Annotated in this window: 21 protein-coding genes; 5 read left to right on the top strand and 16 right to left on the bottom strand. The window is 70.8% G+C overall.

The window, feature by feature from the left end; translation table 11 throughout:
* Positions 1–27: 27 nt before the first annotated feature.
* From era to ACSGDB_RS08855, 4 genes are read right to left on the bottom strand one after another with little or no spacing between them, the layout of a single operon-like run.
* Positions 28–957 (bottom strand): GTPase Era, encoded by a 930-nt coding sequence (era, locus tag ACSGDB_RS08870; RefSeq protein ID WP_434994222.1) that lies wholly within the window; start codon positions 955–957, stop codon positions 28–30.
* Entirely contained in the window at positions 944–2,254 is a 1,311-nt protein-coding gene (locus ACSGDB_RS08865; protein ID WP_434994221.1) for a hemolysin family protein, read from the bottom strand. The genes era and ACSGDB_RS08865 overlap by 14 nt, the downstream gene beginning before the upstream one ends.
* Positions 2,251–2,724: an rRNA maturation RNase YbeY gene (gene ybeY / locus ACSGDB_RS08860; RefSeq protein ID WP_434994220.1), complete on the bottom strand. Its 474-nt coding sequence runs from the start codon at positions 2,722–2,724 to the stop codon at positions 2,251–2,253. Before ybeY ends, ACSGDB_RS08865 begins: the two co-directional genes overlap by 4 nt.
* Entirely contained in the window at positions 2,721–3,755 is a 1,035-nt protein-coding gene (locus ACSGDB_RS08855) for a PhoH family protein (RefSeq protein ID WP_434994218.1), read from the bottom strand. Before ACSGDB_RS08855 ends, ybeY begins: the two co-directional genes overlap by 4 nt.
* Before the next feature lie 426 nt (positions 3,756–4,181).
* Here ACSGDB_RS08855 and ACSGDB_RS08850 point away from each other — a divergent pair, with 426 nt between their 5' ends.
* Positions 4,182–5,186: a GerMN domain-containing protein gene (locus tag ACSGDB_RS08850; protein ID WP_434994216.1), complete on the top strand. Its 1,005-nt coding sequence runs from the start codon at positions 4,182–4,184 to the stop codon at positions 5,184–5,186.
* A 19-nt stretch (positions 5,187–5,205) separates the two neighbouring features.
* On the opposite strand, the gene ACSGDB_RS08845 is transcribed toward ACSGDB_RS08850, so the two are convergent.
* The 3 genes from ACSGDB_RS08845 to hrcA form a co-directional block, all read right to left on the bottom strand.
* A complete protein-coding gene (locus tag ACSGDB_RS08845) occupies positions 5,206–5,970 on the bottom strand; it encodes a 16S rRNA (uracil(1498)-N(3))-methyltransferase (protein ID WP_434994215.1) in 765 nt (254 codons plus the stop codon).
* A 2-nt stretch (positions 5,971–5,972) separates the two neighbouring features.
* Positions 5,973–7,103: a molecular chaperone DnaJ gene (gene dnaJ / locus ACSGDB_RS08840; protein ID WP_434994214.1), complete on the bottom strand. Its 1,131-nt coding sequence runs from the start codon at positions 7,101–7,103 to the stop codon at positions 5,973–5,975.
* Between the two features lie 118 nt (positions 7,104–7,221).
* Entirely contained in the window at positions 7,222–8,235 is a 1,014-nt protein-coding gene (gene hrcA / locus ACSGDB_RS08835; RefSeq protein WP_434994212.1) for a heat-inducible transcriptional repressor HrcA, read from the bottom strand.
* Positions 8,236–8,403: 168 nt separating this feature from the next.
* On the opposite strand from hrcA, the gene ACSGDB_RS08830 reads away from it, so the two are divergent.
* Both ACSGDB_RS08830 and ACSGDB_RS08825 read left to right on the top strand, forming a co-directional pair.
* A complete protein-coding gene (locus ACSGDB_RS08830; RefSeq protein ID WP_434994211.1) occupies positions 8,404–9,267 on the top strand; it encodes a DUF3097 family protein in 864 nt (287 codons plus the stop codon).
* 77 nt (positions 9,268–9,344) lie between these two features.
* A complete protein-coding gene (locus ACSGDB_RS08825) occupies positions 9,345–9,761 on the top strand; it encodes a DUF4870 domain-containing protein (RefSeq protein WP_434994210.1) in 417 nt (138 codons plus the stop codon).
* Positions 9,762–9,808: 47 nt separating this feature from the next.
* Here the strand turns inward: ACSGDB_RS08825 and hemW are convergent, their stop codons facing one another.
* Positions 9,809–11,038: a radical SAM family heme chaperone HemW gene (gene hemW, locus ACSGDB_RS08820; RefSeq protein WP_434994209.1), complete on the bottom strand. Its 1,230-nt coding sequence runs from the start codon at positions 11,036–11,038 to the stop codon at positions 9,809–9,811.
* A gap of 21 nt (positions 11,039–11,059) precedes the next feature.
* The gene (lepA, locus tag ACSGDB_RS08815; RefSeq protein WP_434994207.1) at positions 11,060–12,913 is read right to left on the bottom strand and encodes a translation elongation factor 4; all 1,854 of its coding nucleotides are present in this window, start codon (positions 12,911–12,913) and stop codon (positions 11,060–11,062) included.
* Positions 12,914–13,148: 235 nt separating this feature from the next.
* On the opposite strand from lepA, the gene ACSGDB_RS08810 reads away from it, so the two are divergent.
* Positions 13,149–13,676, top strand: coding sequence for a type II toxin-antitoxin system PemK/MazF family toxin (locus tag ACSGDB_RS08810; RefSeq protein ID WP_434994205.1), 528 nt, complete (start codon positions 13,149–13,151; stop codon positions 13,674–13,676).
* Between the two features lie 212 nt (positions 13,677–13,888).
* Positions 13,889–14,149 (top strand): 30S ribosomal protein S20, encoded by a 261-nt coding sequence (rpsT, locus tag ACSGDB_RS08805; RefSeq protein WP_104120398.1) that lies wholly within the window; start codon positions 13,889–13,891, stop codon positions 14,147–14,149.
* Positions 14,150–14,246: 97 nt separating this feature from the next.
* On the opposite strand, the gene holA is transcribed toward rpsT, so the two are convergent.
* The 7 genes from holA to glpK form a co-directional block, all read right to left on the bottom strand.
* Complete coding sequence (gene holA / locus ACSGDB_RS08800; protein ID WP_434994203.1) at positions 14,247–15,260, bottom strand: DNA polymerase III subunit delta; 1,014 nt, start codon at positions 15,258–15,260, stop codon at positions 14,247–14,249.
* An 89-nt stretch (positions 15,261–15,349) separates the two neighbouring features.
* Positions 15,350–17,923, bottom strand: a complete 2,574-nt coding sequence (locus ACSGDB_RS08795) for a ComEC/Rec2 family competence protein (RefSeq protein WP_434994202.1) — start codon at positions 17,921–17,923, stop codon at positions 15,350–15,352.
* 113 nt (positions 17,924–18,036) lie between these two features.
* Positions 18,037–18,960 carry a helix-hairpin-helix domain-containing protein gene (locus ACSGDB_RS08790; RefSeq protein ID WP_434994201.1) on the bottom strand — a complete coding sequence of 308 codons (924 nt, stop codon included), beginning with the start codon at positions 18,958–18,960 and terminating at the stop codon, positions 18,037–18,039.
* 82 nt (positions 18,961–19,042) lie between these two features.
* Positions 19,043–19,912: a DegV family protein gene (locus tag ACSGDB_RS08785; RefSeq protein ID WP_434994200.1), complete on the bottom strand. Its 870-nt coding sequence runs from the start codon at positions 19,910–19,912 to the stop codon at positions 19,043–19,045.
* Between the two features lie 54 nt (positions 19,913–19,966).
* Positions 19,967–22,465, bottom strand: coding sequence for a leucine--tRNA ligase (leuS, locus tag ACSGDB_RS08780; protein ID WP_434994199.1), 2,499 nt, complete (start codon positions 22,463–22,465; stop codon positions 19,967–19,969).
* Positions 22,466–22,773: 308 nt separating this feature from the next.
* On the bottom strand, positions 22,774–23,730 hold the full coding sequence (locus ACSGDB_RS08775) for an IS481 family transposase (RefSeq protein ID WP_434993093.1): 957 nt from the start codon (positions 23,728–23,730) through the stop codon (positions 22,774–22,776).
* A gap of 105 nt (positions 23,731–23,835) precedes the next feature.
* Positions 23,836–25,353, bottom strand: a complete 1,518-nt coding sequence (glpK, locus tag ACSGDB_RS08770) for a glycerol kinase GlpK (protein WP_434994198.1) — start codon at positions 25,351–25,353, stop codon at positions 23,836–23,838.
* Between the last annotated feature and the right edge of the window lie 55 nt (positions 25,354–25,408).

Here is a 25,408-nt window from a genome sequence, read left to right as displayed (position 1 = left end):
ACGAGCGGTGCCGGGCAGTCGTGCCCGCTAGAACCCTAGCTTGACCAGCTGCTTGGGGTCGCGCTGCCAGTCCTTGGCCACCTTCACATGGAGGTCGAGGTAGATCCGGGTGCCGAGCAGCGCCTCGATGCCGCGCCGTGCGTTCGTGCCCACTTCCCGCAGCCGCGCCCCGCCCTTGCCGATGATGATCGCCTTCTGCGACGGACGCTCGACGTACAGGTTGACGTGGACGTCGAGCATGGGGTTGTCCTCGCTCCGTCCCTCCCGAGGGATCATCTCCTCCACGACGACGGCGAGGGAGTGCGGGAGCTCGTCGCGGACACCCTCCAGGGCCGCCTCGCGGACCAGTTCGGCCACCATGACCGCCTCCGGTTCGTCGGTGAGCTGACCGTCGGGGTACAGGACGGGCGATGCGGGCATGTGCCTGCTGAAGACCTCGGCGACCGTGTCGACCTGGAAGCCGTCCGCGGCGGACACCGGCACGATATCGGCCCACCCGTCGGGCCCGGCCACCTCGGTGCCGAGCGTCGCGACGGCCAGGAGCTGCTCCGTGAGGGCCTGACGGTCCACGAGGTCGGTCTTCGTGACCACCGCGATCACCGGCTTGCGGTTCAGCCGGGCCAGCTGCTCGGCGATGAAACGGTCGCCGGGGCCGATCTTCTCGTTCGCGGGGAGGCAGAACCCGACGGCGTCGACCTCGGCGAGCGTATCCGCGACGAGGTCGTTGAGCCGCTGACCCAGCAGCGTGCGGGGGCGGTGCAACCCGGGCGTGTCGACGAGCACGAGCTGCGCGTCCTCACGGTTCACGATGCCACGGATGGTGTGGCGGGTGGTCTGCGGCTTGGCCGACGTGATGGCGACCTTCTGCCCCACGAGGGCGTTCGTGAGGGTGGATTTGCCCGCGTTGGGCCGCCCGACGAGCGAGACGAATCCCGCCCTGTGCTCAGCGTCGCTCATTGTCAGCCTCTATCGTCTCTCGTTCGTCGTGCGCCGCGTGCTCCGGCGGCAGGCGGTAGGTGATCACGTGGGAGACCCGGTTCCGGCGGCCCTCCACACGTTCGGCCCGCAGGCCGATACCGTCAAGTGTGACCTCTGATCCGACGATCGGCACCCTGCCCAGGGTCTTGGCGAGCAGTCCGCCGACCGTGTCCACTTCCTCGTCGTCGAGGTCGAGACCGAACAGCTCGCCGAGGTCGTCGATCCCCATGCGGGCGCTCACCCGGTACCCGCCGCCCTCCAGCTGCTCCTGTTCCGGCACCTCGGAGTCGTATTCGTCGACGATCTCGCCGACGATCTCCTCGATGAGGTCCTCGAGCGTGACGAGCCCGGCCGTGCCGCCGTACTCGTCGATGACGATGGCCACGTGCGTCGACTCGCGCTGCAGTTCGCGCAGCAGGTCCCCGACCGGCTTCGATTCGGGGACGTAGCGCGCGGGCCTGCATTCCGCGTCCACGGGACGGGACACGTTCGAGGCGGGCCGCCCGTGGAGGCTCGCCACCACGTCCTTGAGGTACAGCAGCCCCCGGATGTCGTCCGAGCTCTCCCCGATGACCGGGATGCGGGAGTACCCCGAGCGGAGGAAGAGGGACATGGCCTGGCTCAGGGTCGAGCCGGACTCGATCGTGACCATGTCGGTGCGCGGGACCATGACCGAGCGGACCTTGGTGTCACCGAGTTCGAACACCGAGTGGATGAGCTCCGCCTCGTTGTCCTCGATCATCTCGGCGTCGGAGGCGCGGGAGAGCAGTTCGCGGAACTCCTCCTGGGTGAAGAACGCGGCCTCGTCCCGTGCCGCGCCCGGCGTGATGGCACTGCCGATCCGCACGAGCCAGCGGGGAATGGGGCCGAGGATGGCGCACAGGAAGGAGACGAGCCCCGCCGTCATGCGGACGACGCCGGGGGCGTGGGTGCGCCCGAGCTGTCGTGGCGACACGCCGACGATCACGAAGCCGATGCCGGCCATGACCGCCGTGGCGAGGAGGCCGGCCAGCCAGACGTTGTCGAGCAGGTCGTGGAAGAGGATCGCGACGGCGACGGCACCGGCCATCTCGAACCAGACCCGCCAGAACCGCAGGGCGTGCATGTGGGCGACGGGCGCGTCGAGGATGCGGCGGATCGAGGGGGTCCGCGACTCCTGGACGAGCGCCTCACCCTCCTGGCGCGGCAGGTAGCTGAACGCGGCCTCGGCGGCCGTCACGAGGGCAGCCGTGAGTGCGAAGACCAGCCCCATCAGCGCGAGGAGCCAGATGGTCAAGCGCGTGTCTCCCGGGGAGCGTCGCCGCCGAGGAAGTCGGACAGGAGCTGGCGCTGGAGCCCGAACATCTCCTTCTCGTCCTCCGGTTCCGCGTGGTCGTAGCCGAGGAGGTGGAGGACGCCGTGCGTGGTCAGGAGCAGCAGTTCGTCATCGGTGCTGTGCCCCGCGGCCGCGCCCTGCGATGCCGCCACGTCCGGACAGAGCACGATGTCGCCGAGGAGACCGGCCGGTGTCACGCGGCCGGGCGTGCCCGGGCGCAGTTCGTCCATGGGGAAGGAGAGCACGTCGGTGGGACCCGGCTCGTCCATCCACTCGATGTGCAGTTTCTCCATCGCGGCGGTGTCCACGAGGATGATGGACAGCTCCGCCTCGGGGTGGACGAAGAGCGATTCGAGCAGGAAGTTCGACAGGCGGACGAGGGCGGGCTCGTCGACGTCGTGCCCCGACTCGTTGTTGACCTCGACGCTCATCGGGCGGCCACCGGCCGGCCGGCGAACGGCTGGGACGCCCGCTGGCCCTCGTCCCAAACGCCGTAGGCACTGACGATGTCCCCGACGAGCCGGTGCCGGACGACGTCGGAGGCGTCGAGCTCGCTGAAGTAGACGTCGTCGACGTCGCGGAGGATCTCGCTCACGACGCGCAGCCCCGAACTCGTGCCGCCGGGCAGATCGACCTGGGTGATGTCGCCGGTGACGACCATCTTCGAACCGAAACCGAGGCGCGTGAGGAACATCTTCATCTGCTCCGGCGTGGTGTTTTGGGCCTCGTCGAGGATGATGAACGCGTCGTTGAGCGTCCGGCCGCGCATGTAGGCGAGCGGGGCCACCTCGATGGTTCCCGCCGCCATCAGGCGCGGGATGGAGTCCGGGTCCATCATGTCGTGCAGGGCGTCGTACAGGGGGCGCAGGTAGGGATCGATCTTGTCGTTGAGCGTGCCGGGCAGGAAGCCGAGGCGCTCCCCCGCCTCGACGGCCGGGCGGGTCAGGATGATCCGGTTGACTTCCTTGTGCTGCAGCGCCTGGACGGCCTTCGCCATCGCGAGGTAGGTCTTGCCGGTACCCGCGGGGCCGATGCCGAACACGATGGTGTTGCGGTCGATCGCGTCGACGTACGTGCTCTGGTTGAGGGTCTTGGGGCGGATCGTCCTGCCACGGGAGGAGAGGATGTTGACCGAGAGCACCTCCGACGGGCGGGCGGCGCTCTGCGTCTTCAGCATGGTGACCAACTGCTCGAGGACCTGGGGCGAGACCGGCGCGTTGTTGGCCGCCATCGTCCGGATCTCGGCGACGAGCCGCTCGGTCCGCAGGACGTCCGCCGACGGACCGGTGATGGTGAGCTCGTTGCCGCGGGCGTGGAGGCCGACGCCGGGGAAGGACTCCTCGATCAGCCGCAGCGCCTCGTCGTTGGAGCCCAGCGCCTGCACCATCTGCTCCGTCGAGTCGAAGCGGAACAGCCTGGTGTCGAGTCCTGCCGCATTGATGCCTGTTGAAGTTTCGCTCATAGCTCGGCCGTCCGGCCTTCGATCGCCCCTCATCCGATGTGTCGTACTGGTGGTCGTGTCCCGCATCCGTCGGCGGGCAGGGATACAAATGCTACGCCATCCCGCCTGTCCCGACCCTCTCTGCAACGTCCCCGCGGCATGCCTGATTCCCCATGGACGTCCGAAATGCAAGGCATTTTCTCCGGCCGTGCCTCCGTCGCCGGTGAACCGCGGGATTCATAGCGAATCGGCCACGGCTTCGTATCGATCAGGTTTCAGTCGCTTCGGGCACCGGAATTCGCCCGGGGCGTGCGGCCGCGCTGTGCCAAGCTGAACCTCGTCCTCCTCGCGCGAGCCGTCCCCCGGCCGCGCCCGGCGGACTCCACGACACCCCCATCGCCGGGACCCGACGAGAGACCGGCGCGCACCCGACGGAAGGAGGCGAGCATGCACCGCGAGGACCCCCTGAAGAAGAACCGGCTGGGACTCGGCGGCATCCTCCTGGTGTCCGGTGGCGTGCTGCTGGGGAGCGCAGCCTTCCTCTTCCCCGAACTGGGACTGCTGGCGGGCAATGCGCAGATGGCACCCCTCCCGGATCCCCGTGCGACGACGCCGACCGAGGCAGCCACCACCGAGCCGCCCGCCGATGCGTCCGGGCAGGCCCTCAGCACGGGACCGTCGGACGCCGTCGGAGCACTCGTGCCCGTCTATTGGCTCGGCGACGGGGCCGGGGACGACGACGAGCGCCTCTTCCGCGAGTACCTGCCCGCACCCGGGGACTCCGCCGGCGATCCGATCGCCGACGCCGTCCGTCTCATGACCGCGGGGCAGCCGCTCGACCCCGACTACCACTCGTCCTGGCGGCCGGCGTCGTCGGTCAGTTCGTCCATCTCGACGAAGAACGTCATCACCCTCGACATCTCCTCGGATGCGTTCCCGCCGCGCCTCGACGAGGAGCAGGGCCGCCTCGCGCTGCAGCAGCTGGTGTACACGGCCACGGCGGCGGCGTCGGACGCGGGGCTCATCGCGGGCGGGGAGGCGAGCTCCGTGGTCGTCCTGGTCGACGGCGCGGCGCACTACCGCGCCTTCGGATCGATCGATCTCGGCGGGGAGTGGACGCGGGACGCCGCGACCCTCGCGCCGCTGTGGATCATCGATCCGCAGGAGGACACGCAGGCCGACGCCGGGAGCCTCACCGTCCACGGGGTCGGTCCGGCGTCGGAGGACGAACTGACCTGGCGGATCGATCGCAGCACCGACGGCTCGGCGGCGGGGGCCACGAGCCTCTTCCGGGACGGTTCCGTGGACGTCGCTCCCCAGGACGGCGCGCCGGGAGCCTACTCGTTCCCCGTGAACCTGCCGCCGGGCCGGTACGAGATCACCGTCTCGGTGCCCGGTGCTCCCCCCGGCGGCGCGGCGCCCGGGGACTCGAAGACCGTCGTCGTCCGATAGCCGAGGGCCGGAGCGCCCGCTACCAGCGCCCGAGCAGGTGGTTCAGCAGCGCGAGGGCCGCAGGGCCCGCCGTCGAGGAGCGCAGGACGTGCGGTCCGAGGCGTGCGGTTCGGGCCCCGGCGGCACACAGCTTCGCCAGCTCCGCCTCGCTGATGCCGCCCTCCGGTCCGACGACGACGGCCGTCGACGTCGCTGCCGGGGATCCGACGGCGAGCAGCGCGGACACGTGGTCGGTCAGCGGCCGGTCGGCGTCCTCGTGGAGGACGATCACGCGGTCGACGGTCGCCGCCCACGCGGCCAGGCGCGGGGTGTCCAGCACGGCGTGGACCTCCGGCACGAACGACCGGCGGGACTGCTTCGACGCGGCCCCCACGAGGGACGCCCACTTCTGCCGGCCCTTCTCGGCCTTGTCGCCGCGCCAGCGCACGATGCTCCGCTCGGCATGCCAGGGCACGACGGCGTCGACCCCGAGCTCCGTCGCCGCCTCCACGGCCTGTTCGTCGCGTCCGCCCTTCGCGAGCGCCTGGACGAGCACCAGCCGGTGCCGTGGCGCGGGCTCCTGGCCGGCCACCTCGACGGTGAGATCGACCGTGCCGTTGCCGACCGCGGTGATGACGCCACCGATCCGGTAGCCCGCGCCGTCGGAGACGTCGAGGCGCTCACCCTCACCGAGGCGGCGGACGATGGCCGCGTGGCGCCCCTCGTCCCCCCCGAGCGCGAACACGCTGCCGGGGGTCGCTGCACGGACCGCCTCGCCCGGCCCGAAGAACAGGGGACGCGTCATGTTCAGCGGTTTCCGAGCCGCTCCCGCAGGCGGGCGAAGACGCCGGAACCGCTGCTGGCCAGCTGGCCGTCGGTGTACTCCTCGTTGCGCAGCTCGGCCAGCTTGCGCAGGAGCTCCTCCTGCTGCGGGTCCACGTTGCGCGGGGTCTCCACATTGAGGTGCACCCGCAGGTCCCCCCTGCCCTGGCTCCGCAGATGCGTGACGCCCAGGCCCCGCAGGGTCAGGATCTCCCCCGGCTGCGTACCGGGCTTGATGTCGAGCTCCTGGTCGCCGTCGTAGGTGTCGAGGTGCACGGTGGTGCCGAGCGCCGCCGCGGTCATCGGGACGCTCAGCGTCACGTGCAGATCGTCGCCGTCCCGCAGGAAGGTGGAGTCGGTGGCGACCCGGATCTCGACGTACAGGTCGCCCTGCGGCCCGCCGGCGGTCCCCGCCTCACCCTGGCCGGCCAGCTGGATGCGCGTGCCGGTGCTGACGCCCGCGGGGACCTTGATGGTCAGCGTGCGGCGGGCGCGGACCCGTCCCTCGCCGCTGCACTCGTGGCAGGGGCTGGGGATGACGGTGCCGTAGCCCTGGCACGTGCCGCAGGGGGCGCTCGTCATGACCTGGCCGAGGATCGAGCGCACGGCCCGCTGGACCTGGCCCGACCCGCCGCAGATGTCGCAGGTCCGGGGCGAGGTGCCCGGCTGGCAGCAACTGCCGTCGCAGGTGGGGCAGGTCTCCGCCGTGTCCACCTCGATCTTCTTGTTGGTGCCGAAGACCGCGTCCTTCAGGTCGATGCGCACGTTGATGAGCGCGTCCTGGCCCCGGCGCGTCCGCGAGGGCGCGCCGGACTGCTGCCCGCCGCCGCCGAAGAAGGTCTCGAAGATGTCCTGGAAGGCGAAGCCGGAGCCCGAGTAGCCCGCGCCGTACCCGCTGTCCGTCCCGTTCTCGTTGCCGGTGGTGTCGTAGACCCGCCGCTTCTGGGGGTCGGACAGGACCTCGTAGGCGTGGCTGACGCGCTTGAACTCCTCCGACGCGTCCGGGCCCGGGTTGACGTCGGGGTGGAGCTTCCGGGCGAGCTTGCGGTACGCCTTCTTGATTTCCTCCCCGGTCGCACCCTGCGCTACACCGAGAACTTCATAGTGATTACTCACTCCTGCACATCACTTCCTGTTGAACGTTCTGTCGTCTGCTCACCGGCTGTGCCGGCGGAAAGGCCATGGTCGGCCCTGGGCGGCCGTCGACAACCCAGAACCGCGGCCCGCTGCCCCGTTATTCCTCGAGGATCCTCGAGAGGTAGCGGGCGACGGCGCGTACGGCCGCCATCGTGGTCGGGTAGTCCATCCGGGTGGGCCCGAGGATCCCGAGCTTCGCCCCGGCGTCCGGCCCGTACCCTGTCGCCACCACGGAGGCCTCCGACAGGCCTCCATAGGGATTCTCGCTCCCGATCCGCACCGAGATCCCGCGGGCGTCGTACTCCATCTCCGACAGCAGCCGGAGCATGACCACCTGCTCCTCGAGCGCCTCGAGGACGGGCCCGATGCTCAGGGGGAAGTCCCCGGTCGAGCGGGCCAGGTTGGCCGTGCCGGCGAGCAGGATGCGATCGTCCCGACCGAGCCCGGCAAGCTGCTCGAGCGCCTTCACGATCGTACCCCCGTGGGCGCGCAGCCCCGGAGGGAGCCGGGAGAGGGCGACGGCGAGCTCGCCCGGCAGGGCCGTGAGCTTCACCCCCGCCACGGCGGACAGGATGCGCTGCTTGAGCTCCGAAAGCTCCGACTCCTCGATGTCCGCGGTCGTCCGCACGATGCGCTGCTGCACCACGCCGTTCGTCGCGATCAGGACCACGAGGACCTGCTGCGGCGCCAGCAGCACGCATTCGATGTGCCGCACGGACGCCCCGCCGACGCGGGGGAACTGGACGACGGCCACCTGCTGGGTGATCTGCGCGAGCAATCTCACAGTGCGGTCCATGACGTCGTCGAGATCCTCGGCGCCCTCCAGGAGGGTCTGGATCGCCTTCTTCTCCGGCGCGGACAACGGTTTCACCTCGGAGATGCGGTCCACGAACAGGCGGTAGCCCTTGTCGGTGGGGATGCGTCCCGAGCTGGTGTGGGGGGCGGTGATCAGGCCCTCCTCCTCGAGGACGGCCATGTCGTTGCGGATGGTGGCCGAGGAGACCCCGAGCCGATGGCGGTCCACCAGGGCCTTGGACCCGACCGGCTCCCGGGAGTGGACGTAGTCCTCGACGATGGCCCGGAGCACCTCCAGGCGTCGCGGTTCACTCATTCCTGTGTCACCTCCGGATCCGTTCGTCTGGTCGCGCGGCGGGTGGTCCCGGCGGTTAGCACTCGACACACCCAAGTGCCAAGTCTAGTACGTCCGCGTGGATTGTTAGCATTGGGAGCCCGGGCTGCGGCAGACCGCCGGAGCCCCCGTGGGAAGGACGAACCGGGGATGGACTACGGCTGGGGAGCCCAGGACATATCGGCTCCGAAGCGGGTGGCGCTCCCGGATGTCCCCGTCGAGAAGGACCTGGTCCTCGAAGACGTGCAGAGTGGATTCGTCGGCGCGGTGATCCGGGTGGAGAAGTCCGGCGGACTCCACGTGATGGTGCTCGAGGACCGGCGTGGCACGACCCGGACATTCCGGCTCGGCCACGGCTTCCTCCTCGACGGCCGCCCGGTGCACGTCGTCGCGCCCGCCCCGGCCGCTGCCCGTGCGGCCGGCCCTGCCGCCGCACGCACCGCCTCCGGATCCGTCCGGGTCGAGAACGCGCGGGCGAGGACGGCGCGCGCGAGCAGGATCTGGGTGGAGGGCCAGCACGACGCCGAACTCGTCGAGAAGGTGTGGGGTGACGACCTGCGCCTCGAAGGGATCGTCGTCGAGCCGCTCCACGGCGTGGACGACCTGGAAGGCGCCATCCGTGCCTTCGGTCCCGGTCCGCAGCGCAGGCTCGGCATCCTCGTGGACCATCTGCTCCCGGGCACCAAGGAGTCCCGGATCGCCCAGCAGGCGATGACCGCCCCCGGGGCCCGCGGCAACGTGCTGATCGTCGGCCACCCGTACGTGGACGTATGGCAGGCCGTGAAGCCGGCGGCGCTGGGGCTGACGGCCTGGCCCGTGGTCCCTCGCGGCCAGGACTGGAAGACCGGCATCCTGGCCGGTCTCGGCTGGCCGCACCACGATCAGGCCGCCGTGGCCAACGGCTGGAAGCGCATCCTCGGTCGTGTCGTCACCTACGCGGATCTGGAACCGTCGCTGCTGGGCCGCGTGGAGGAAGTGATCGACTTCCTCACCGCAACCCCGGACCGTCCCTGAACAGGTCGGCGCCGCCACCGCGTATTCTTGGAGCACTCCGGGGGGAAGTTCCACGACAGCCAGCAAAGGAATCGACGTTGCCCAACACTGCCGACCGACAGCACCACGGACGGGACGGGTCGCAGCCCGCGTTCGAAGGCACTCCGGCCAACGCCCTCCCCCTGACGGCGTCGGAGGACCGCCAGTTCGCCACCCTGGCGCACTTCGGCGGGATCCTCGGGTTCATCCCGTCCCTGCTGATCTTCCTCATCTTCAAGGGTCGCGGCCCCTTCACGGCCCAGGAGTCGAAGGAGGCGCTGAACTTCACGCTCCCTCCCACGATCCTCGCGCTGGCCGCGTGGCTGCTCTCGCTCCTGCCGGTCGTCGGCGGGGTGTTCGCGGTCGTGAACGCGCTCATCTGGCTGACGATCACCGTCTTCTCGGTCAAGGCCGGCGTCCAGGTCAACCGTGGCCGGCCCTACCGCTACCCCCTGAATCTCCGCCTGATCCGCTGAGCGGCCCGGAGCACGCCTGACGGACCGGTCCGGCAGATCCGATCCGGTCAGTCGGGCAGCAGTCGGCGGACCACGGCATCCGCCAGCAACCGACCCCTGAACGTGAGGACCACCCGCCCTGCGAAGGCCGCGGCGGGCTCGACCAGACCGTCGGCGATGAGCCCGGCGACGGCGCGGCGCCCCGGCGCCGTCAGGGTGTCGGTGGCCAGCCCCTCCCGCAGGCGTACCCGCAGCATCACGTCCTCGACGTAGCGGTCCTCGGCCGAGAGGACCTCGCGCCCGGCCGCCGGGGAACGGCCCGCCGCCAGGGCGTCCGCATAGGGGCGCGGATGCTTCACGTTCCACCAGCGGGTCCCGCCGACATGCGAATGGGCTCCCGGACCTGCCCCCCACCAGTCGCTGCCACGCCAGTAGGCCAGGTTGTGCCGGCACGCGTCAGCGGGGGTGCGCGCCCAGTTGCTCACCTCGTACCACTGCAGTCCGCCCGCGGTGAGCAGCTCGTCCGCGAGCTCGTACTTGTCGGCGTGGTCGTCGTCGTCGATCGGCGGCACCTGTCCGCGGCGGATGCGCGAGGCGAGCTTCGTCCCGTCCTCGATGATGAGGGCGTAGGCCGAGATGTGGTCAGGCGCGTAGGACAGCGCCGTCGTCAGGGTGGTCCGCCAGTCCTCCAGGGACTCCCCCGGAGTGCCGTAGATCAGGTCGAGGCTGACGTGCAGCCCCGCTTCCCGGGCCCACTGCACGGCCTGCGGCACCCGTTCCGGGGAGTGGGTGCGGTCCAAGACGGCGAGGACGTGGGGTACCGCGGACTGCATCCCGAAGGAGACCCGGGTGAAGCCCGCCTCCCTGAGCACGCGCAGCGATTCGGGCGTGACCGAGTCCGGGTTCGCCTCGGTGGTCACCTCCGCGTCGGGCGCCAGGGTCCACTGGTCGCGGGCGGCCCGCAGGATCGCGGCGAGGTCCTCCGCCGGGAGCAGCGTGGGCGTCCCGCCCCCGAAGAAGACCGTCGCGAGCGGTCGGGACGGCACCCCGGAGGCCTCCAGCGCCCGGGCTCCGAGCGCGAGTTCGGCGAGGACGGAGCCGGCGTAGGCGTCCTGCGACGCGCCGCCGCCGAGCTCGGTCGCCGTGTACGTGTTGAAGTCGCAGTAGCCGCACCGCACCGCGCAGAACGGGATGTGGACGTAGAGGCAGAAGGCGCGGTCGACGGCGCCCTCGGCCGCCGAGGACGGCAGGACGCCGTCCTCCGGCGCCGGGAGGCCGAGCGGCAGGGCGCTAGGCACGACGTCCCGAACGGTTGTGCGTCACTTCTTGGCTTTGTCCTTCGACTCGTCGGAGGACAGGGCCGCGATGAAGGCCTCCTGGGGCACTTCCACGCGCCCCACCATCTTCATGCGCTTCTTGCCCTCCTTCTGCTTCTCGAGCAGCTTGCGCTTGCGAGAGATGTCGCCGCCGTAGCACTTGGCGAGGACGTCCTTGCGGATCGCACGGATACTCTCCCGGGCGATGATCCGTGCCCCGATCGCCGCCTGGATGGGCACCTCGAACTGCTGGCGCGGGATGAGCTCGCGGAGCTTGCCCGTCATCATCACGCCGTAGGCGTAGGCCTTGTCGCGGTGGGTGATGGCGCTGAACGCGTCCACCTGCTCCCCCTGCAGGAGGATGTCGACCTTCACCAGGTCGGACACCTGATCACCGTCGGCCTTCCAGTCGAGGGACCCGTACCCGCGGGTCTTGGACTTCAGCAGGTCGAAGAAGTCGAAGACGATCTCCGCGAGCGGCAGCCGGTACCGGATCTCGACGCGATCCTCGGAGAGGTAGTCCATGCCGCCGAGGACGCCGCGGCGCTGCTGGCAGAGCTCCATGATGGCTCCGACGAATTCCGACGGCGCGAGGATGGTCGCCGACACCATGGGCTCGCGCACCTCGGCGATCTTGCCGACGGGGTACTCGCTGGGATTGGTCACCTTCAGCACGCGCTTGTCCTCGAGGGTCACCTCGTACTCGACGTTCGGGGCGGTGGAGATGAGGTCCAGGTTGTACTCGCGCTCGAGGCGCTCGCGCGTGATCTCGAGGTGCAGGAGACCGAGGAAGCCGACGCGGAAGCCGAAACCGAGCGCCGCGGACGTCTCGGGCTCGTAGACCAGCGCGGCGTCGTTCAGAGTGAACTTCGCCAGGGCGTCCCGCAGCACCGGGTAGTCGGTCCCGTCGAGCGGGTAGAGACCCGAGAAGACCATGGGCTTCGGGTCCTGGTACCCGCCCAGGGACTCCGCTGCCGGCTTGGCCAGGTTGGTGACGGTGTCGCCGACCTTCGACTGGCGGACGTCCTTGACGCCCGTGATCAGGTACCCCACCTCGCCGACGCCCAGGCCCTTGCTGGGCTTCGGTTCGGGCGAGCTGACCCCGATCTCGAGCAGCTCGTGGCTGGCCCGCGTGGACATCATCTGGATGCGCTCGCGCGGACTGAGCTTGCCGTCGACGACCCGCACGTACGTGACCACCCCGCGGTAAGTGTCGTACACGGAGTCGAAGATCATGGCCCGGGCGGGGGCGTTCGGATCACCCGTCGGCGCCGGCAGGTCCCGCACGATCTTGTCCAACAGGGCCTCGACGCCGACGCCGGTCTTCCCGGACACCATGAGCACGTCCTCGGGCTCGCCGCCGATGAGGCTCGCGAGCTCCGCCGCGTACTTCTCCGGCTGGGCCGCAGGCAGGTCGATCTTGTTCAGGACCGGGATGATCGTGAGGTTGTTCTCCATCGCGAGATAGAGGTTCGCGAGGGTCTGGGCCTCGATGCCCTGGGCCGCGTCCACGAGCAGGATCGCGCCCTCGCAGGCGGCGAGGGACCGCGACACCTCGTACGTGAAGTCCACGTGGCCGGGAGTATCGATCATATTGAGGGCGTACGCGGTGCCATCCACCTCCCAGGGCAGCCGGACGGCCTGGGACTTGATCGTGATGCCGCGCTCGCGCTCGATATCCATCCGGTCGAGGTACTGCGCCTTCATGTCCCGCTGCTCGACGGCCCCCGTGAGCTGCAGCATGCGGTCGGCGAGCGTGGACTTCCCGTGATCGATATGGGCGATGATGCAGAAGTTCCTGATGATCGCCGGATCGGTGGCGGCAGGCACCGGAGCGGTGCGGGCCATGGGTGACACGTAGCTTCCTCACTCTTGCTGAACAGGGACTCTTGTGGAACGTCTCTCGTGGGACGGGGCCCTGTGCCCGGACGGTGTCCGGCGGCACCGGTCCGCGGCCACTCTCCCTAGTGTCCCATGTTGCCGCGCGGCCGCGGCAATCGCCGCAGGTCCCACGTCGACGACGTCACCCGCCCGGCCCGCGCCGGCCGCGGGAACCGCCGGCGACGCCCGACGCGCTCGCTAGGATGCGACCATGGCGATCACCCTGCGCTCCTTCCTGTCCTTCACGAACCGCGTCGTCCGCGCCGCGGGCCGCGCGGTACCCGGGCAGGAGGACGCCCCTGCCCAGCGGCGCCCAACCGGACCCGCGGGCGCCCCTCCGTCCCGGGCCGCCCACGGTGCCCGGCGGGCGGCCCTGCTCGCGTACTCCCCCACCGCGGACGGCAGGCCCGACCCCGGGGAGATCGTCTGGACGTGGGTGCCGTACGAGGACGACCCCGCCCGGGGGAAGGACCGCCCGGTGCTGCTGGTGGGCCGGGAGGGGAACGCCCTGCTCGGCCTGATGCTCACGAGCCGCGACCGCAACAACGCGCGGGACCAGGACGATCGCTACGTCGACATCGGGACGGGGGCATGGGATCGGCAGGGGCGCCCGAGCGAAGTGAAGGTGGACCGCCTGCTGCGGATCCGGCCGGACGACATCCGGAGGGAGGGTGCCGTCCTTCCGCGCCGGCACTACGAGACGGTGATCGCTAGGGTCCCCCGGCATCTGCTCGGGTGAGTCGCCGGTCGCCCACGTCGCGGCCGGAACGGGTTCCCGGCCCCGGACCGCTCGGGTTGCGGGCGGCTTTCTGCTAATCTGTATAGCTGTGTGTCCGCGCAGGTCTTCGGGCACTTTGGCCGATCTCTCCACGGTGTCCCCACGCCGCTCAGTCTCCGGTCGGCCGAAATACCCTCACGACCAGTCCGCAAAAACAAAGAAAGTTCTCATACGTGGCAAATATCAAGTCCCAGAAGAAGCGCATCCTCACCAACGAGAAGGCGAGGCAGCGCAACAACTCGGTCAAGTCCGAGCTCAAGACCGCGATCCGCGCCGTGAACACGGCCGTCGAGGGCGCGGACAAGGATGCTGCCGCCACGGCGCTGCAGGCGGCCAGCCGCAAGCTCGACAAGGCTGTGACCAAGGGTGTGCTGCACAAGAACAACGCAGCGAACCGCAAGTCCGCGATCTCCAAGAAGGTCAACGCGCTCTGAGCGACGGAACCTTCGACGAAGGGCCGGCTCCTGACGGGGCCGGCCCTTTGTCGTTCCATCGGAATCCGTCAGGGCCGCCGCCCGGCCGGACGCCCGGTCAGCCGTCGCCGAGTGCGATGACGGTCACGGCCCGTTCGACGGCGTAGACGGGGTCGCGGGATTCGCCCTTCACCTGGGCATCGGCCTCCGCGAGGGCCCGCACGCAGCGGGCGAGGGCGTCGGGACTGAAGCGCTGGGCTTCCTTCCGCGCCTGATCCACCTGCCACGGCGCCATGCCGAGGTCCTTGGCCAGCTGCATCGAGGACCCGCGAACCCCGTGGACCTTCGCCACGGCCCGCACCTTCATCGCGAGGGCGGCCACGATGGGCACGGGGTCGGCCCCCGTCGCGAGGGCATGCCGGAGCATCGACAGGGCCTGCGCGGTGCGTCCCGCCAGCGCGGCGTCGGCCACCTTGAAGCCCGTCGCCTCGACGCGGCCCCCGTAGTACTTCTCCACCGTCTCGACGGTGACGTCGCCGGTCATGTCGGCCATGAGCTGCTGGCAGGCCGCCGCGAGCTCCGGGAGCTGCGATCCCACGGCCGCCACGAGGGCGCGGACGGCATCCGGGTCGATGCGGCGGCGGGCGGCGCGGAACTCGGTCGTGACGAACTCGGCCTTCTCGCCGTCCTTCTTCAGCGGCTGGCAGTCGACGACGGTCGCCCGGGCGGCCTTGACCGCGTCCAGCAGCTTCTTCCCGCGATTGCCGCCCGAATGCCGCAGCACCAGCACGACGTCGGGCGCCGGGTCGGCCAGGTAGGACAGCGCGTCGACCAGGAAGGCGTCGTTCATCTGGGCCAGCCCGGCCACCTCGATGATCTTCCAGTCCCCGAAGAGCGACGGGCTCGCCTGCATCGCCAGGTGGCCGGCCTCGTAGGATCCTGCGTCGAACCGGACCAGCTCGGCGTCGGGCTGCGCCGTGCGGACCTGCTGCCGGATCGACTCTGCCGCCTTCGACGCGAGGTAGTCCTCCGGACCGGCGAGCAGGACGACGCCGGCAGGTTGCACGTCGCGCCAGGAGGCCGACTGCTGGTGGGCGGCGCCGGTCCGGCCGGCCGGTGATCTCGTTGCCACGTGGCGGGGTTCCTTCCCTCGAAACACCTCCTACTGTTGCACGGCGCCGACGTGCCTCAAAGTTCCCACCCTCCCGACGCGGAGGGGCCTCATCGGAGCGGGCGGACGTCGACTCTCGTGCCGACGGCGTCCACCGTGAAGGACCCCAGGTCGTCCGTGCGGGCCGCCACGATCCCTGCCCGGCCGAGCGCGTCGAGGATGCTCGGATGCGGATGGCCGTACTCGTTGTCCTCCCCCGCCGAGATGAGGGCCAGCCGCGGATCGAGCGCGTCGATCAGCGCCGTACCCCCGTTCCTCGCCCCGTGGTGCGCGATCTTGAGGATGTCGACCCCGCCGTGCGCGAGACCCGGATGGACGCCCAGGAGGGCTGCCGCGGCGTCCTCCTCGAGGTCGCCCGTCAGCAGGATCCTGAGCGGGCGGCCGTCCGCCGGCACCTCGACGTCGAGCACCGCGCTCGCGTTGTTCTCCTCCGACACGTCGGCTTCCGGGGTGGGCCACACCACGTCCACCCGGAGCGGCGGCAGGTCCAGGGTGGTCGTGGTGTCCAGCCGCTCGGGATCGATCCCGGTCGCCCGCGCGACGTCGATCACCGACGCGGGGAGGCCGGGCTCCCCGCTGGAGTAGTAGAGGGCGCTGAGGGACCGTCCCCGGACGACGCCCTCCACGCCGCCGTAGTGGTCGTCGTGCAGGTGCGTGATGACCAGGGCGTCGATCACCTCCACCCGCAGCGCGTCCAGGCAGCGGTCCATGGTGTCCGGGTCCGGCCCGGCGTCGACCACCAGCGCGTGCCCGGGCGTCGTCGCCAGGACCACGCCGTCGCCCTGGCCGACGTCGCACATGGCCAGATCCCATGCAGCGACGGCCGGTCCCGCCCTCACCCGGACGATCGCGACGGCGACGGCGACGCACAGGATCAGGACCGCGAGGACGACCGTCGCCCGCCCGCGGCGGAGTCGTGCGGTCCTCGAGGCGGAGTGCGGGGCGGCTCGGGCCGCGGGCTGCGGGCGGCTGCCGGCGGCGCCTCCCCGGACGACGACGGATGAGTAGCGCCGCGTGGTGCCGGGAGGGCCGCGCCGGGCGACGGCGACGAGGACCGCCAAGACCACGAACGACACCGCCGCTGCGGCGACCGCGCCGGGGATCCCCGGGAGCCAGGGCATACCCGCGCCCGGCCCGGCGGACAGCAGCTCCGCGACGCGCGCCACCCACCGCGTTCCCCACTGGGCCGCGCCGACCAGCACGGGCGCCAGGGCGGGGGCACCGGCGAGCGCGAGGACCGCGAGCATGCCGAGCAGTGTGATCGCCGGGACGACGGGTGACACGAGGACGTTCGCGGGCAGCGAGTACAACGGCAGCACGGGCTGGATGAGTACGAGCACGGGTGTGCAGAACAGCTGCGCGGTCAGGGGGATGGCCAGCAGCTGCGCGGCGGGTCGTGGCATCACCCGCTGGAGGGCCTCCGACACCCGCGGTCCCGCCAGCACGAGGCCCAGGGTCGCGGTGACGGACAGCACGAAGGCGTAGGACACGGAGAGCCAGGGATCCGCGGCGAGCAGGACGATGACGGACACCAGGAGGAGGGTCAGCGACGCCCTGCCGCGTCCGGACAGGACGGCTCCGACGCCGATCGCACCCATGACGGCTGCGCGGAGGACACTTGGTTCGGGCCGGACCAGCATCACGAACCCCACGAGGGCGAGCACGGCTCCCGCGGCGGCCGGGACGCGCGGGGCGCGGACGAGTCGCAGGGCCAGGAAGGCGAACGCCACGACGTAGGAGCAGTTCGCCCCGCTGACGGCCGTCAGGTGCGTCAGGCCGGTCGTCCTCATGGCGTCCGCCAGGCCGGGGTCCAGGCCGGTCCTGTCACCGAGTGCCATTCCCGGGAGCAGGCCCCCGTCCCGGTCGTCGCGCAGGGAGTGCTCCCGGAAGCGTGTGCGCAGGCGGTCGGTGTAGCCCAGCCACCCGTCCGCCTCGTCGACGGTCGGCGCACTGGCGGGGAGGAAGACAGCCCTCGCCCTGCCGACACGATCGGAGGGCTTCGCGGTCCCCAGCACGCGTACGGTGTCCCCGGTCCCCACACCGCCCCACGGCTCGGGGGCGAGAACCGCGACCGGCGTCCTGGCTGAGAAGCGGTTCCCCTGCAGGACGCCCCCGATGACGTCGGCGTCCACCAGGTAGCGGTTCCCGCCCCCGAAGGGGCCGGGGGGCAGGAGGGCCGGCTCGCCCGAGATCCGCAGGGTCGCCGTGAACGGCACGCCAGCCTGCACGGCCCGCCCGACCGGTCCTGCTTCGGCGCGGGCGAGGCTGCCCCCTGCCGCCAGCAGGACGAGGGCCAGCGCAGCGGCCGGGGCGAGTGCCTGTGCCGACAGCACGGTCCACACCCGTGGTGGTGTCGCCACCGGTGCCCGGGGCGCCAGGAGGAGCACGCACCCAAGGACGAGGCCGGCCGCGCCGGCGAGAAGGCCTCCCGCCGTCGCGCCCGCCGCTCCGCCGTGGACCGCGGTCGCGGCGGCGATCCACGCTGCCGCGGCGGAGGGCACGAGCCTGAGATCGCCGCTCCAGCGCAGCCACCGCCGACCATCCTCTGCTGCCCGGACCTGTACTGCCCGGTCCCGTGCTGCCGGGACCTCTGCTGCCCGGCCCTGTGCCGCGGCGAACGACACGGCGGGTTCCGGTGGCCGGAGGTCCGATACGTCAGGGTCCGCGGTCGCACCGGCCGTCCGATGTCGTTCCGGTCCGGCGCCGGGGCCGCGGGTACCCGGGGCGGTCGAGCTGCTCACCGGACGGAGACGCGTGGCAGGATTCCCTCGAGCAGGGCGGGACCGATGCCGGGTACGGCGTCGACGTCGGCGGCCTGGGTGAAGGGGCCGTGTTCCTCGCGCCAATCGATGATCCGCTGCCCGAGGACGGGCCCCACCCCCGGGAGCGACTCGATCTCGGCCAGGGTGGCGGTGTTGAGGTCGATGATCCCCCCTGCGGGATCGGCGGCACCGGCAGCACCGGCAGCACCGGCAGCAGGATCGGGCGGGGCCGCCGTCCCGCCCGATCCGGGGGCGGGCCCCTCCGCGCCGGGGCGTGGCTCCTCGCCCACCGCCAGCAGGTGGATGTGCTGGCCGTCGGTCGGGAGGCCGGCGAGGTTGATCGCTTCGAGGTCGGCCTCCGGGAGGGCGCCTCCCGCGCGCTCGATCACCTCGACGAGGCGCGTGCCGGCGGGGACCTCGATGACTCCCGGGGATGCCACCGCCCCGGTGACGTACACGATCACCGGCCCCTCCCCCGGACCTGTCCCGGCCTGCGGGTGGGGCCCTGCGCCTCCGCCAGGAGGAACACTCCCGGCCGCGGACGCCCCACCCGTAGGCCCGGGACCGCTTCCGGCAGGCCCGGTACCGGCCTCCCGGTCACCGGCAGGCCCGGTATCGGGTGGCCCGGCGTCGAGCTCCACCGACACCGCGGCGGCGGAGGGTTCGGAACTGCGCACGAGGAAGAGCGCCGCTCCGACCGCCAGCGCGACCCCGAGGAACACGAGCGCCGCCGAGCGAGCGACGCGCCACTGGATGCCTCCGCGGGGGGAAGGACCGGCGTCGTCCTCGCGGGGGTGTCCATAGCCGTCGCCATCGCCCTCGCCGTCGACCTCGCGGTGCGGAACGGGATGGGGCGGCGGCCAGGCGTCGCCGGCCGTCGGCCATCGGTGCTTACCCATGCAGCCAACCTAGGAGGGGCGTGGCGCGCGGGCCGTCGCCGGTGCGGCTATGTGGACATCTCCGGCCCGCACGCCCGCGGTGTCAGGCCATGCCGGTCTGCTCCGCACTGACGGTCACGGCCACGACGCCGAGGCCGGCGTGGGCTGCGAGCACCGCCGGGCAGGACGCGAGGGACACGCGCTCGGGTCCGACGCCGTGGCCGAGCCGCTCGGCGAGGTCCGACGCCTCCTCCTCGTTGCCGAAGTGGTGCACGGTCAGTCGGGCTGCACCGCCCCGCCGCGTGACGTCCGCCTCGGCCAGTTCCTGCAACCGCTGGAGTGCCCGGGCGGCGGTGCGCATCCTCTCCAGCGGCACCAGGCGCCCTCCCTGCACATGGAGGATCACGCGGACGGAGAGCAGCGTCCCCAGCCACCCGGCAGCACCGGAGATCCGCCCTCCGCGGCGCAGTTGCTCGAGGCTCGGCACGTAGAAGTAGAGCGCCGAGCCGCGGGCGGCCATGGCGGCGGCGGCGGCCGAGGACTGCAGGTCACCGCCGCCGCGCGCGGCCGCCAGCGCGGCGAGGGCGGCCCTGCCCTGCGCCATGGCAGCGGTCCGGGTGTCGATGACCTCGACGGGCAGCGCGGCGCGGGACGCCGCCAGGCGCGCCGCGTCCGCGGTCCCGGACAGCAGCCCCGAGAGGTGCACGGACACGATGCCGTCGTACCCGTCGTCGGCCAACCTGCCGTACAACCGGTCGAACTGGCCGGGCGACGGTCGGGAGGTACGCACGTCCGCACCGGCGGCGAGGGCCAGCATCAGCGGACCGGTGACGTCGTCGTACTCGCCGGTGAGGATCTCGTCGCCCACCAGCACCGGCATGGGGACCACCTCGATCCCCTCGGCGGGCGCCCCGGGCAGGCGCCAGCCGAGCGGGAAGCCCGCGGCGGAGTCGGTGACCACCGCTATGCGCATCGAACCTCCCGTGCCGGTCCACCGTCCGCCGGGGCCTGCCTCATCGGGACCTCATCAGGCCGGGACGATGTTGACCAGTTTCGGCGCGCGCACGATGACCGTGCGCACATCGCGGCCGTCCAGGACACGCTGCACCTGATCGCTGGCCAGGGCGAGCTCGCGCAGGGCGTCCTCGCCTATGTCCGGCGAGACGGTGAGGCGGTCGCGCACCTTACCCTGCACCTGAACGACGGCGACGACGCTGTCCTGCGTCAGCAGGCTCGGGTCGACGACGGGCCAGCCCGCGGTGGCGACGGTCGCCTCGTGTCCGAGCCGCTCCCACAGGTCCTCCGCCGTATAGGGCGCGAACAGTCCGAGGATCACTGCGACGGCCTCCGTCGCCTCACGGACGGCCGGATCGCCGCCGCCCACCCCGGTGTCGATCGCCTTGCGGGTCGCGTTGACCAGTTCCATCAGCTTGGCGATGACGACGTTGAACTTGTTGGCCTCCATCAGTTCGGAGGCGTCGGCGACCGTCCTGTGGGTCACGGAGCGCAGCGCGCGGTCACCCGTCGACGGATCCGTCCCGGCGGCGCTCGTCACGTCGCCACCGAGCCGCCAGGCGCGGGCGAGGAACTTCGCGGAGCCCGACGGCGAGACGTCCGCCCAGTCGACGTCGTCCTCCGGCGGGGACGCGAACACCATGGTGAGGCGGACGGCGTCGACGCCGAACCGGTCGAGCTGCTCGCCGAGGTCCACCCCGTTGCCGAGGGACTTGCTCATGGCCTTGCCGCCGTTGAGCACCTGGCCCTGGTTGAGCAGGGCGCTGAAGGGCTCCGTGAACGAGACCATGCCCAGGTCGAACAGCACCTTCGTGAAGAACCGGCTGTAGAGCAGGTGGAGGATGGCGTGCTCGACGCCGCCCACGTACTGTCCCACCGGAAGCCAGCGGTTGACCGCCTCGGTGTCGAAGGGCGCGGTCTCCAGGAGCGGGTCGATGAACCGCAGGTAGTACCAGGACGAGTCCACGAAGGTGTCCATGGTGTCGGTGTCACGCCGCGCGGCGCCTCCGCAGGACGGGCAGGCCACGTTGACCCACTCCTCCACCGCGGCCAGCGGCGAGGTCCCCTTCGGCGCCAGGGCCTCCCCGCGGAGCCCTTCCGGCAGCGTGACGGGCAGCTGGTCGTCCGGCACCGGCACCTCGCCGCAGGACGGGCAGTGGATGATCGGGATGGGCGTACCCCAGAAGCGCTGCCGCGACAGCAGCCAGTCCCGCAGCCGGTAGTTGATGGTGTGCTCACCGGTGCCCTGCGCCTCGATCAGCTCGACGGCGCGGCGGATGGCCGTCGTCTTGTCCAGGCCGGTCAGCTCCCCCGAGTTGACGAGGGTGCCCTCGCCGGTCGTCGCGATCCCGGTGGCGGCGGCGTCGTCCGCCCCGGTGTCGACGACAGTGCGCACGGGCAGGTCGAAGGCCCGCGCGAAGTCGAGGTCGCGCTGGTCGTGCGCGGGGACGGCCATGATCGCACCGGTGCCGTAGTCCGCCAGCACGTAGTCCGCGGCCCACACGGGCAGCTTCTCGCCGTTGAGGGGGTTGACGGCGTAACGGCCGGTGAAGACGCCCGTCTTCTCCCGCTCCGTCGCCTGCCGTTCGATCTCCGACAGGCCCTTGACCTGTTCACGGTACGCCTCGAGGGCCGCACGGTGTTCGGGGGTGACCAGCTCGAGCGCGAGCTCGGCGTCCGCCGCGACGACGAAGAAGGTGGCCCCGTACAGGGTGTCGGGGCGCGTGGTGAAGACGGTGACGTCCGTGTCCGGCAGGCCGGCGTCGGCCCCGATCCGGAACCGGACGTGTGCTCCCTCGGACCGGCCGATCCAGTTGCGCTGCATGGCCAGCACGCGCTCGGGCCAGTGGCCCTTGAGCTGCTCCATGTCGTCCAGCAGGCGGTCGGCGTAGTCCGTGATCTTGAAGTACCACTGGTTCAGGCTCTTCTTGGTGACCATGGTCCCGCAGCGGTCACAGGCACCGTTGATGACCTGCTCGTTCGCCAGCACCGTCTGGTCCTTCGGGCACCAGTTCACCGGGGAGTCCCGGCGGTACGCCAGGCCCTTCTGGAAGAACCGGACGAACAGCCACTGGGTCCAGCGGTAGTACTCAGGATCCGAGGTGTGCAGCCGGCGGTCCCAGTCCGCACTGATCGCGTAGCGGCGGAAGGACTTCGCCTGGGTCTCGATGTTCGCGTACGTCCACTCCGCCGGGTGCGCGTTGCGCTTGATCGCCGCGTTCTCGGCGGGGAGCCCGAACGAGTCCCACCCGATCGGGTGCAGGACGTCGAAGCCCTTCTGCCGGTAGAACCGCGCGGCGACGTCTCCCATGGCGAACGCCTCGGCGTGGCCCATGTGCAGGTCGCCGGACGGGTAGGGGAACATGTCCAGGACGTAGCGCCGCTCGCGCGACCCGTCGTCGGCCGGGGCGAAGGCCCGGAGCCGGTCCCAGACCGCCGGCCACTTGGCCTCGATGGCCGGGAAGTCATAGGTGTTGTCGTCCGGCTGAGCGACCTCGGGGTTGCTGCTCACTGTATGTTGGCCTGTCCTGTCGGTGGAACGTGGTTCTGCGGTGGTGCGTCGCTGCCTGGCTCCTGCTGCGAACCCGGAGGCCCCGGGGCGGTCCTGCACCGGACACACAAAAGCCCCTCGCAGACGGGAGGGGCTGGCCGCACGGCGGAGACCGTGCGGCTACGTAAGGAGCGAGGCGCGCAGCATGCCTTCACTTTAGCAGTGCGCGCGGGACGGTGCCCCGCCGCGCTGCGGCATGGAAAGGGCGTCCTGCGGCCCGTCGGACCCCAGGACGCCCCTGACGCGTCGGTGCTAGCTGTACTGAGCCGTCAGGTTGGTGACACTCGGGTGATGGGTGTGGTTCCGATGCCGGTGTGGATACGTTCAGTGTTGTAGTGCTCGAGCCAGGGTGCAAGGGCGGCTTGACGGTGAGCGCTGCTGGTGAACACCTGGCGGTAGGCCCATTCGGTTTGCAGGGTGCGGTTGAAGCGCTCGGCTTTGCCGTTGGTCCAGGGGCAGTGCGGTCTGATGAATCGTTGAACGGCGCCGAGATCCGCGACGGCCTGCTTGAAGGCCGCGGAGTTGCGGTAGGCGAACGCGTTGTCGGTGATGACGCGTTCGATCCGGTCGATGCCATGAGTGTTGAGGTACGCGGCGGCGCGGGTCAGGAACCCGGCCGCGGTGAGGCCCTTCTCATCGGGCAGGACCTCCGCGTAGCCCAGCCGGGTGTGGTCATCGATGGCGACGTGCACGAAGTCGTAGCCGATGCCCCGGCTCCTGACCTGTTCGGAGCGGCCGTGGGCGCGCCAGCCGCCTCCGTCGGGGATTCGTCCGAGTTTCTTCACATCCAGGTGCACCAGGTCCCCGGGCCGATCGCGCTCGTACCGGGTCGACGTCGCCCGGGAGGCACGGATCGGGGTCCCGGTCAGCGGGTCGCAGTCCGCCAGTCGCGGCACATGGTGGCGGTGCAGGATCCGGGTCACGGTCCGCGCCGGGACCCCGGTGGCCGCCGCGATGCGTAAGGGCCCGAACCGCAACCGGTGCCGGGCGTCCAGGACGGCCTGTTCCCGGTCCGGGCTGGTCCGTCCGGGTGAATGCAGGGGTCGGCTCGAGCGGTCCTGCAAGCCGGCGGGGCCTTCAAGGTGGAACCGTCGCACCCACCGGTACGCGGTCTGCCGGGACACGCCGAGCTCCGCGGCGATATGCGCGACCGGCCGGCCCGCGGCGACCCGATCAACAAGCAGTCGCCTTCCATGAACGGTCAGGCGGGCGTTAACGTGAGACACGAGGACCTCCGAGCACGAAGTGTGGGAACTAGACAGCTCCACTTAGCCCGGAGGTCCTCCTCCATTTCAAGACCCCCGCGTCAACAACGTCCCAGCCCAGTACAGCTAGCGCACGTCCTCGTCGATCCAGTCGAAGGTCTTCGTCACGGCCTTCTTCCACATGCGCAGCTGGCGCTCACGCTCGGCGTCGTCCATCTCCGGGTTCCAGCGCTTGTCCTCCGACCAGTTGCTGGACAGCTCGTCGGTGTCCTTCCAGAAGCCGACGGCGAGGCCTGCGGCGTAGGCGGCGCCGAGGGCCGTGGTCTCCGTGACCTTCGGACGGATGACCGGGATGCCGAGGATGTCGGCCTGGAACTGCATCAGCGCGTCGTTGGCGACCATGCCGCCGTCGACCCTGAGGTCCTCCATGTTCACGCCGGAATCGGCGTTCGCCGCGTCCAGCACCTCACGGGTCTGGAATGCCGTGGCCTCCAGTGCCGCCCGGGCGATGTGTCCCTTGTTCACGAAGCGGGTCAGGCCGACGATGGCGCCGCGGGCATCGGAGCGCCAGTACGGCGCGAAGAGGCCGGAGAACGCCGGGACGATGTAGACGCCGCCGTTGTCGTCGACCGTCGTCGCGAGCTGCTCCACCTCGGGGGCACTCTGGATGATGCCGAGGTTGTCCCGGAGCCACTGGATCAGCGACCCGGTGACGGCGATCGACCCTTCGAGCGCGTACACCGGCTTCGCGTCGCCGAGCTTGTAGCAGACGGTCGTGAGCAGGCCGTTCTTCGAGTGGACGATCTCCTCGCCGGTGTTGACGATCATGAAGTTGCCGGTGCCGTAGGTGTTCTTCGCGCCGCCCTTCTCGAACGCCGCCTGGCCGAACGTGGCAGCCTGCTGGTCACCGAGGATGCCGGCGACCGGCACCTCGCGGAGGAGCTGCGAGGTATGGACGGTGCCGTAGACCTCCGAGGAGGACTTGATCGCCGGCATCATCGAGAGCGGGACGCCGAAGTCCGCGAGGATCGACTCGTCCCAGGACAGGGTGTCGAGGTCCATGAACAGGGTGCGGGAGGCATTGGTGACGTCGGTGATGTGCACGCCGCCGTCCGTGCCGCCCGTGAGGTTCCAGGTGACCCAGGAGTCGGTGTTGCCGAACAGGAGGTCGCCTGCCTCGGCCTTCGCCCGGGCACCCTCGACGTTGTCGAGGATCCACTTGATCTTGGTGCCGGAGAAGTAGGTCGCCAGGGGCAGACCCACCTTGTCCTTGTAGCGCTCGACACCACCGTTCTTGGCGAGCTCGTCGACGATGTTCTGGGTGCGGGTGTCCTGCCAGACGATGGCGTTGTACACGGCCTGGCCGGTGGTCTTGTCCCAGACGACGGCGGTCTCGCGCTGGTTGGTGATGCCGACGGCGGCGATATCGTGGCGGGTGAGGTTCGCCTTGGACAGCGCGTTGCCGATGACCTCGCGGGTGTTGGCCCAGATCTCGGCGGGATCGTGTTCCACCCAGCCCGCCTTCGGGAAGATCTGCTCGTGCTCCTTCTGGCCGGAGGACACGATATCGCCCTTGTGGTCGAACACGATGGCCCGGCTGGAGGTGGTGCCCTGGTCGATGGCGATGACGTACTGCTGCGACATGTCTTACTCCTTCATTGGATGACGACGTGGAGAAGTGGGCGCCCGTGGGGGCGCC

Source organism: Arthrobacter sp. Ld5, assembly GCF_051172775.1.
Lineage (GTDB): Bacteria > Actinomycetota > Actinomycetes > Actinomycetales > Micrococcaceae > Arthrobacter_D.
This window is presented reverse-complemented; position numbering and strand designations above follow the sequence as displayed.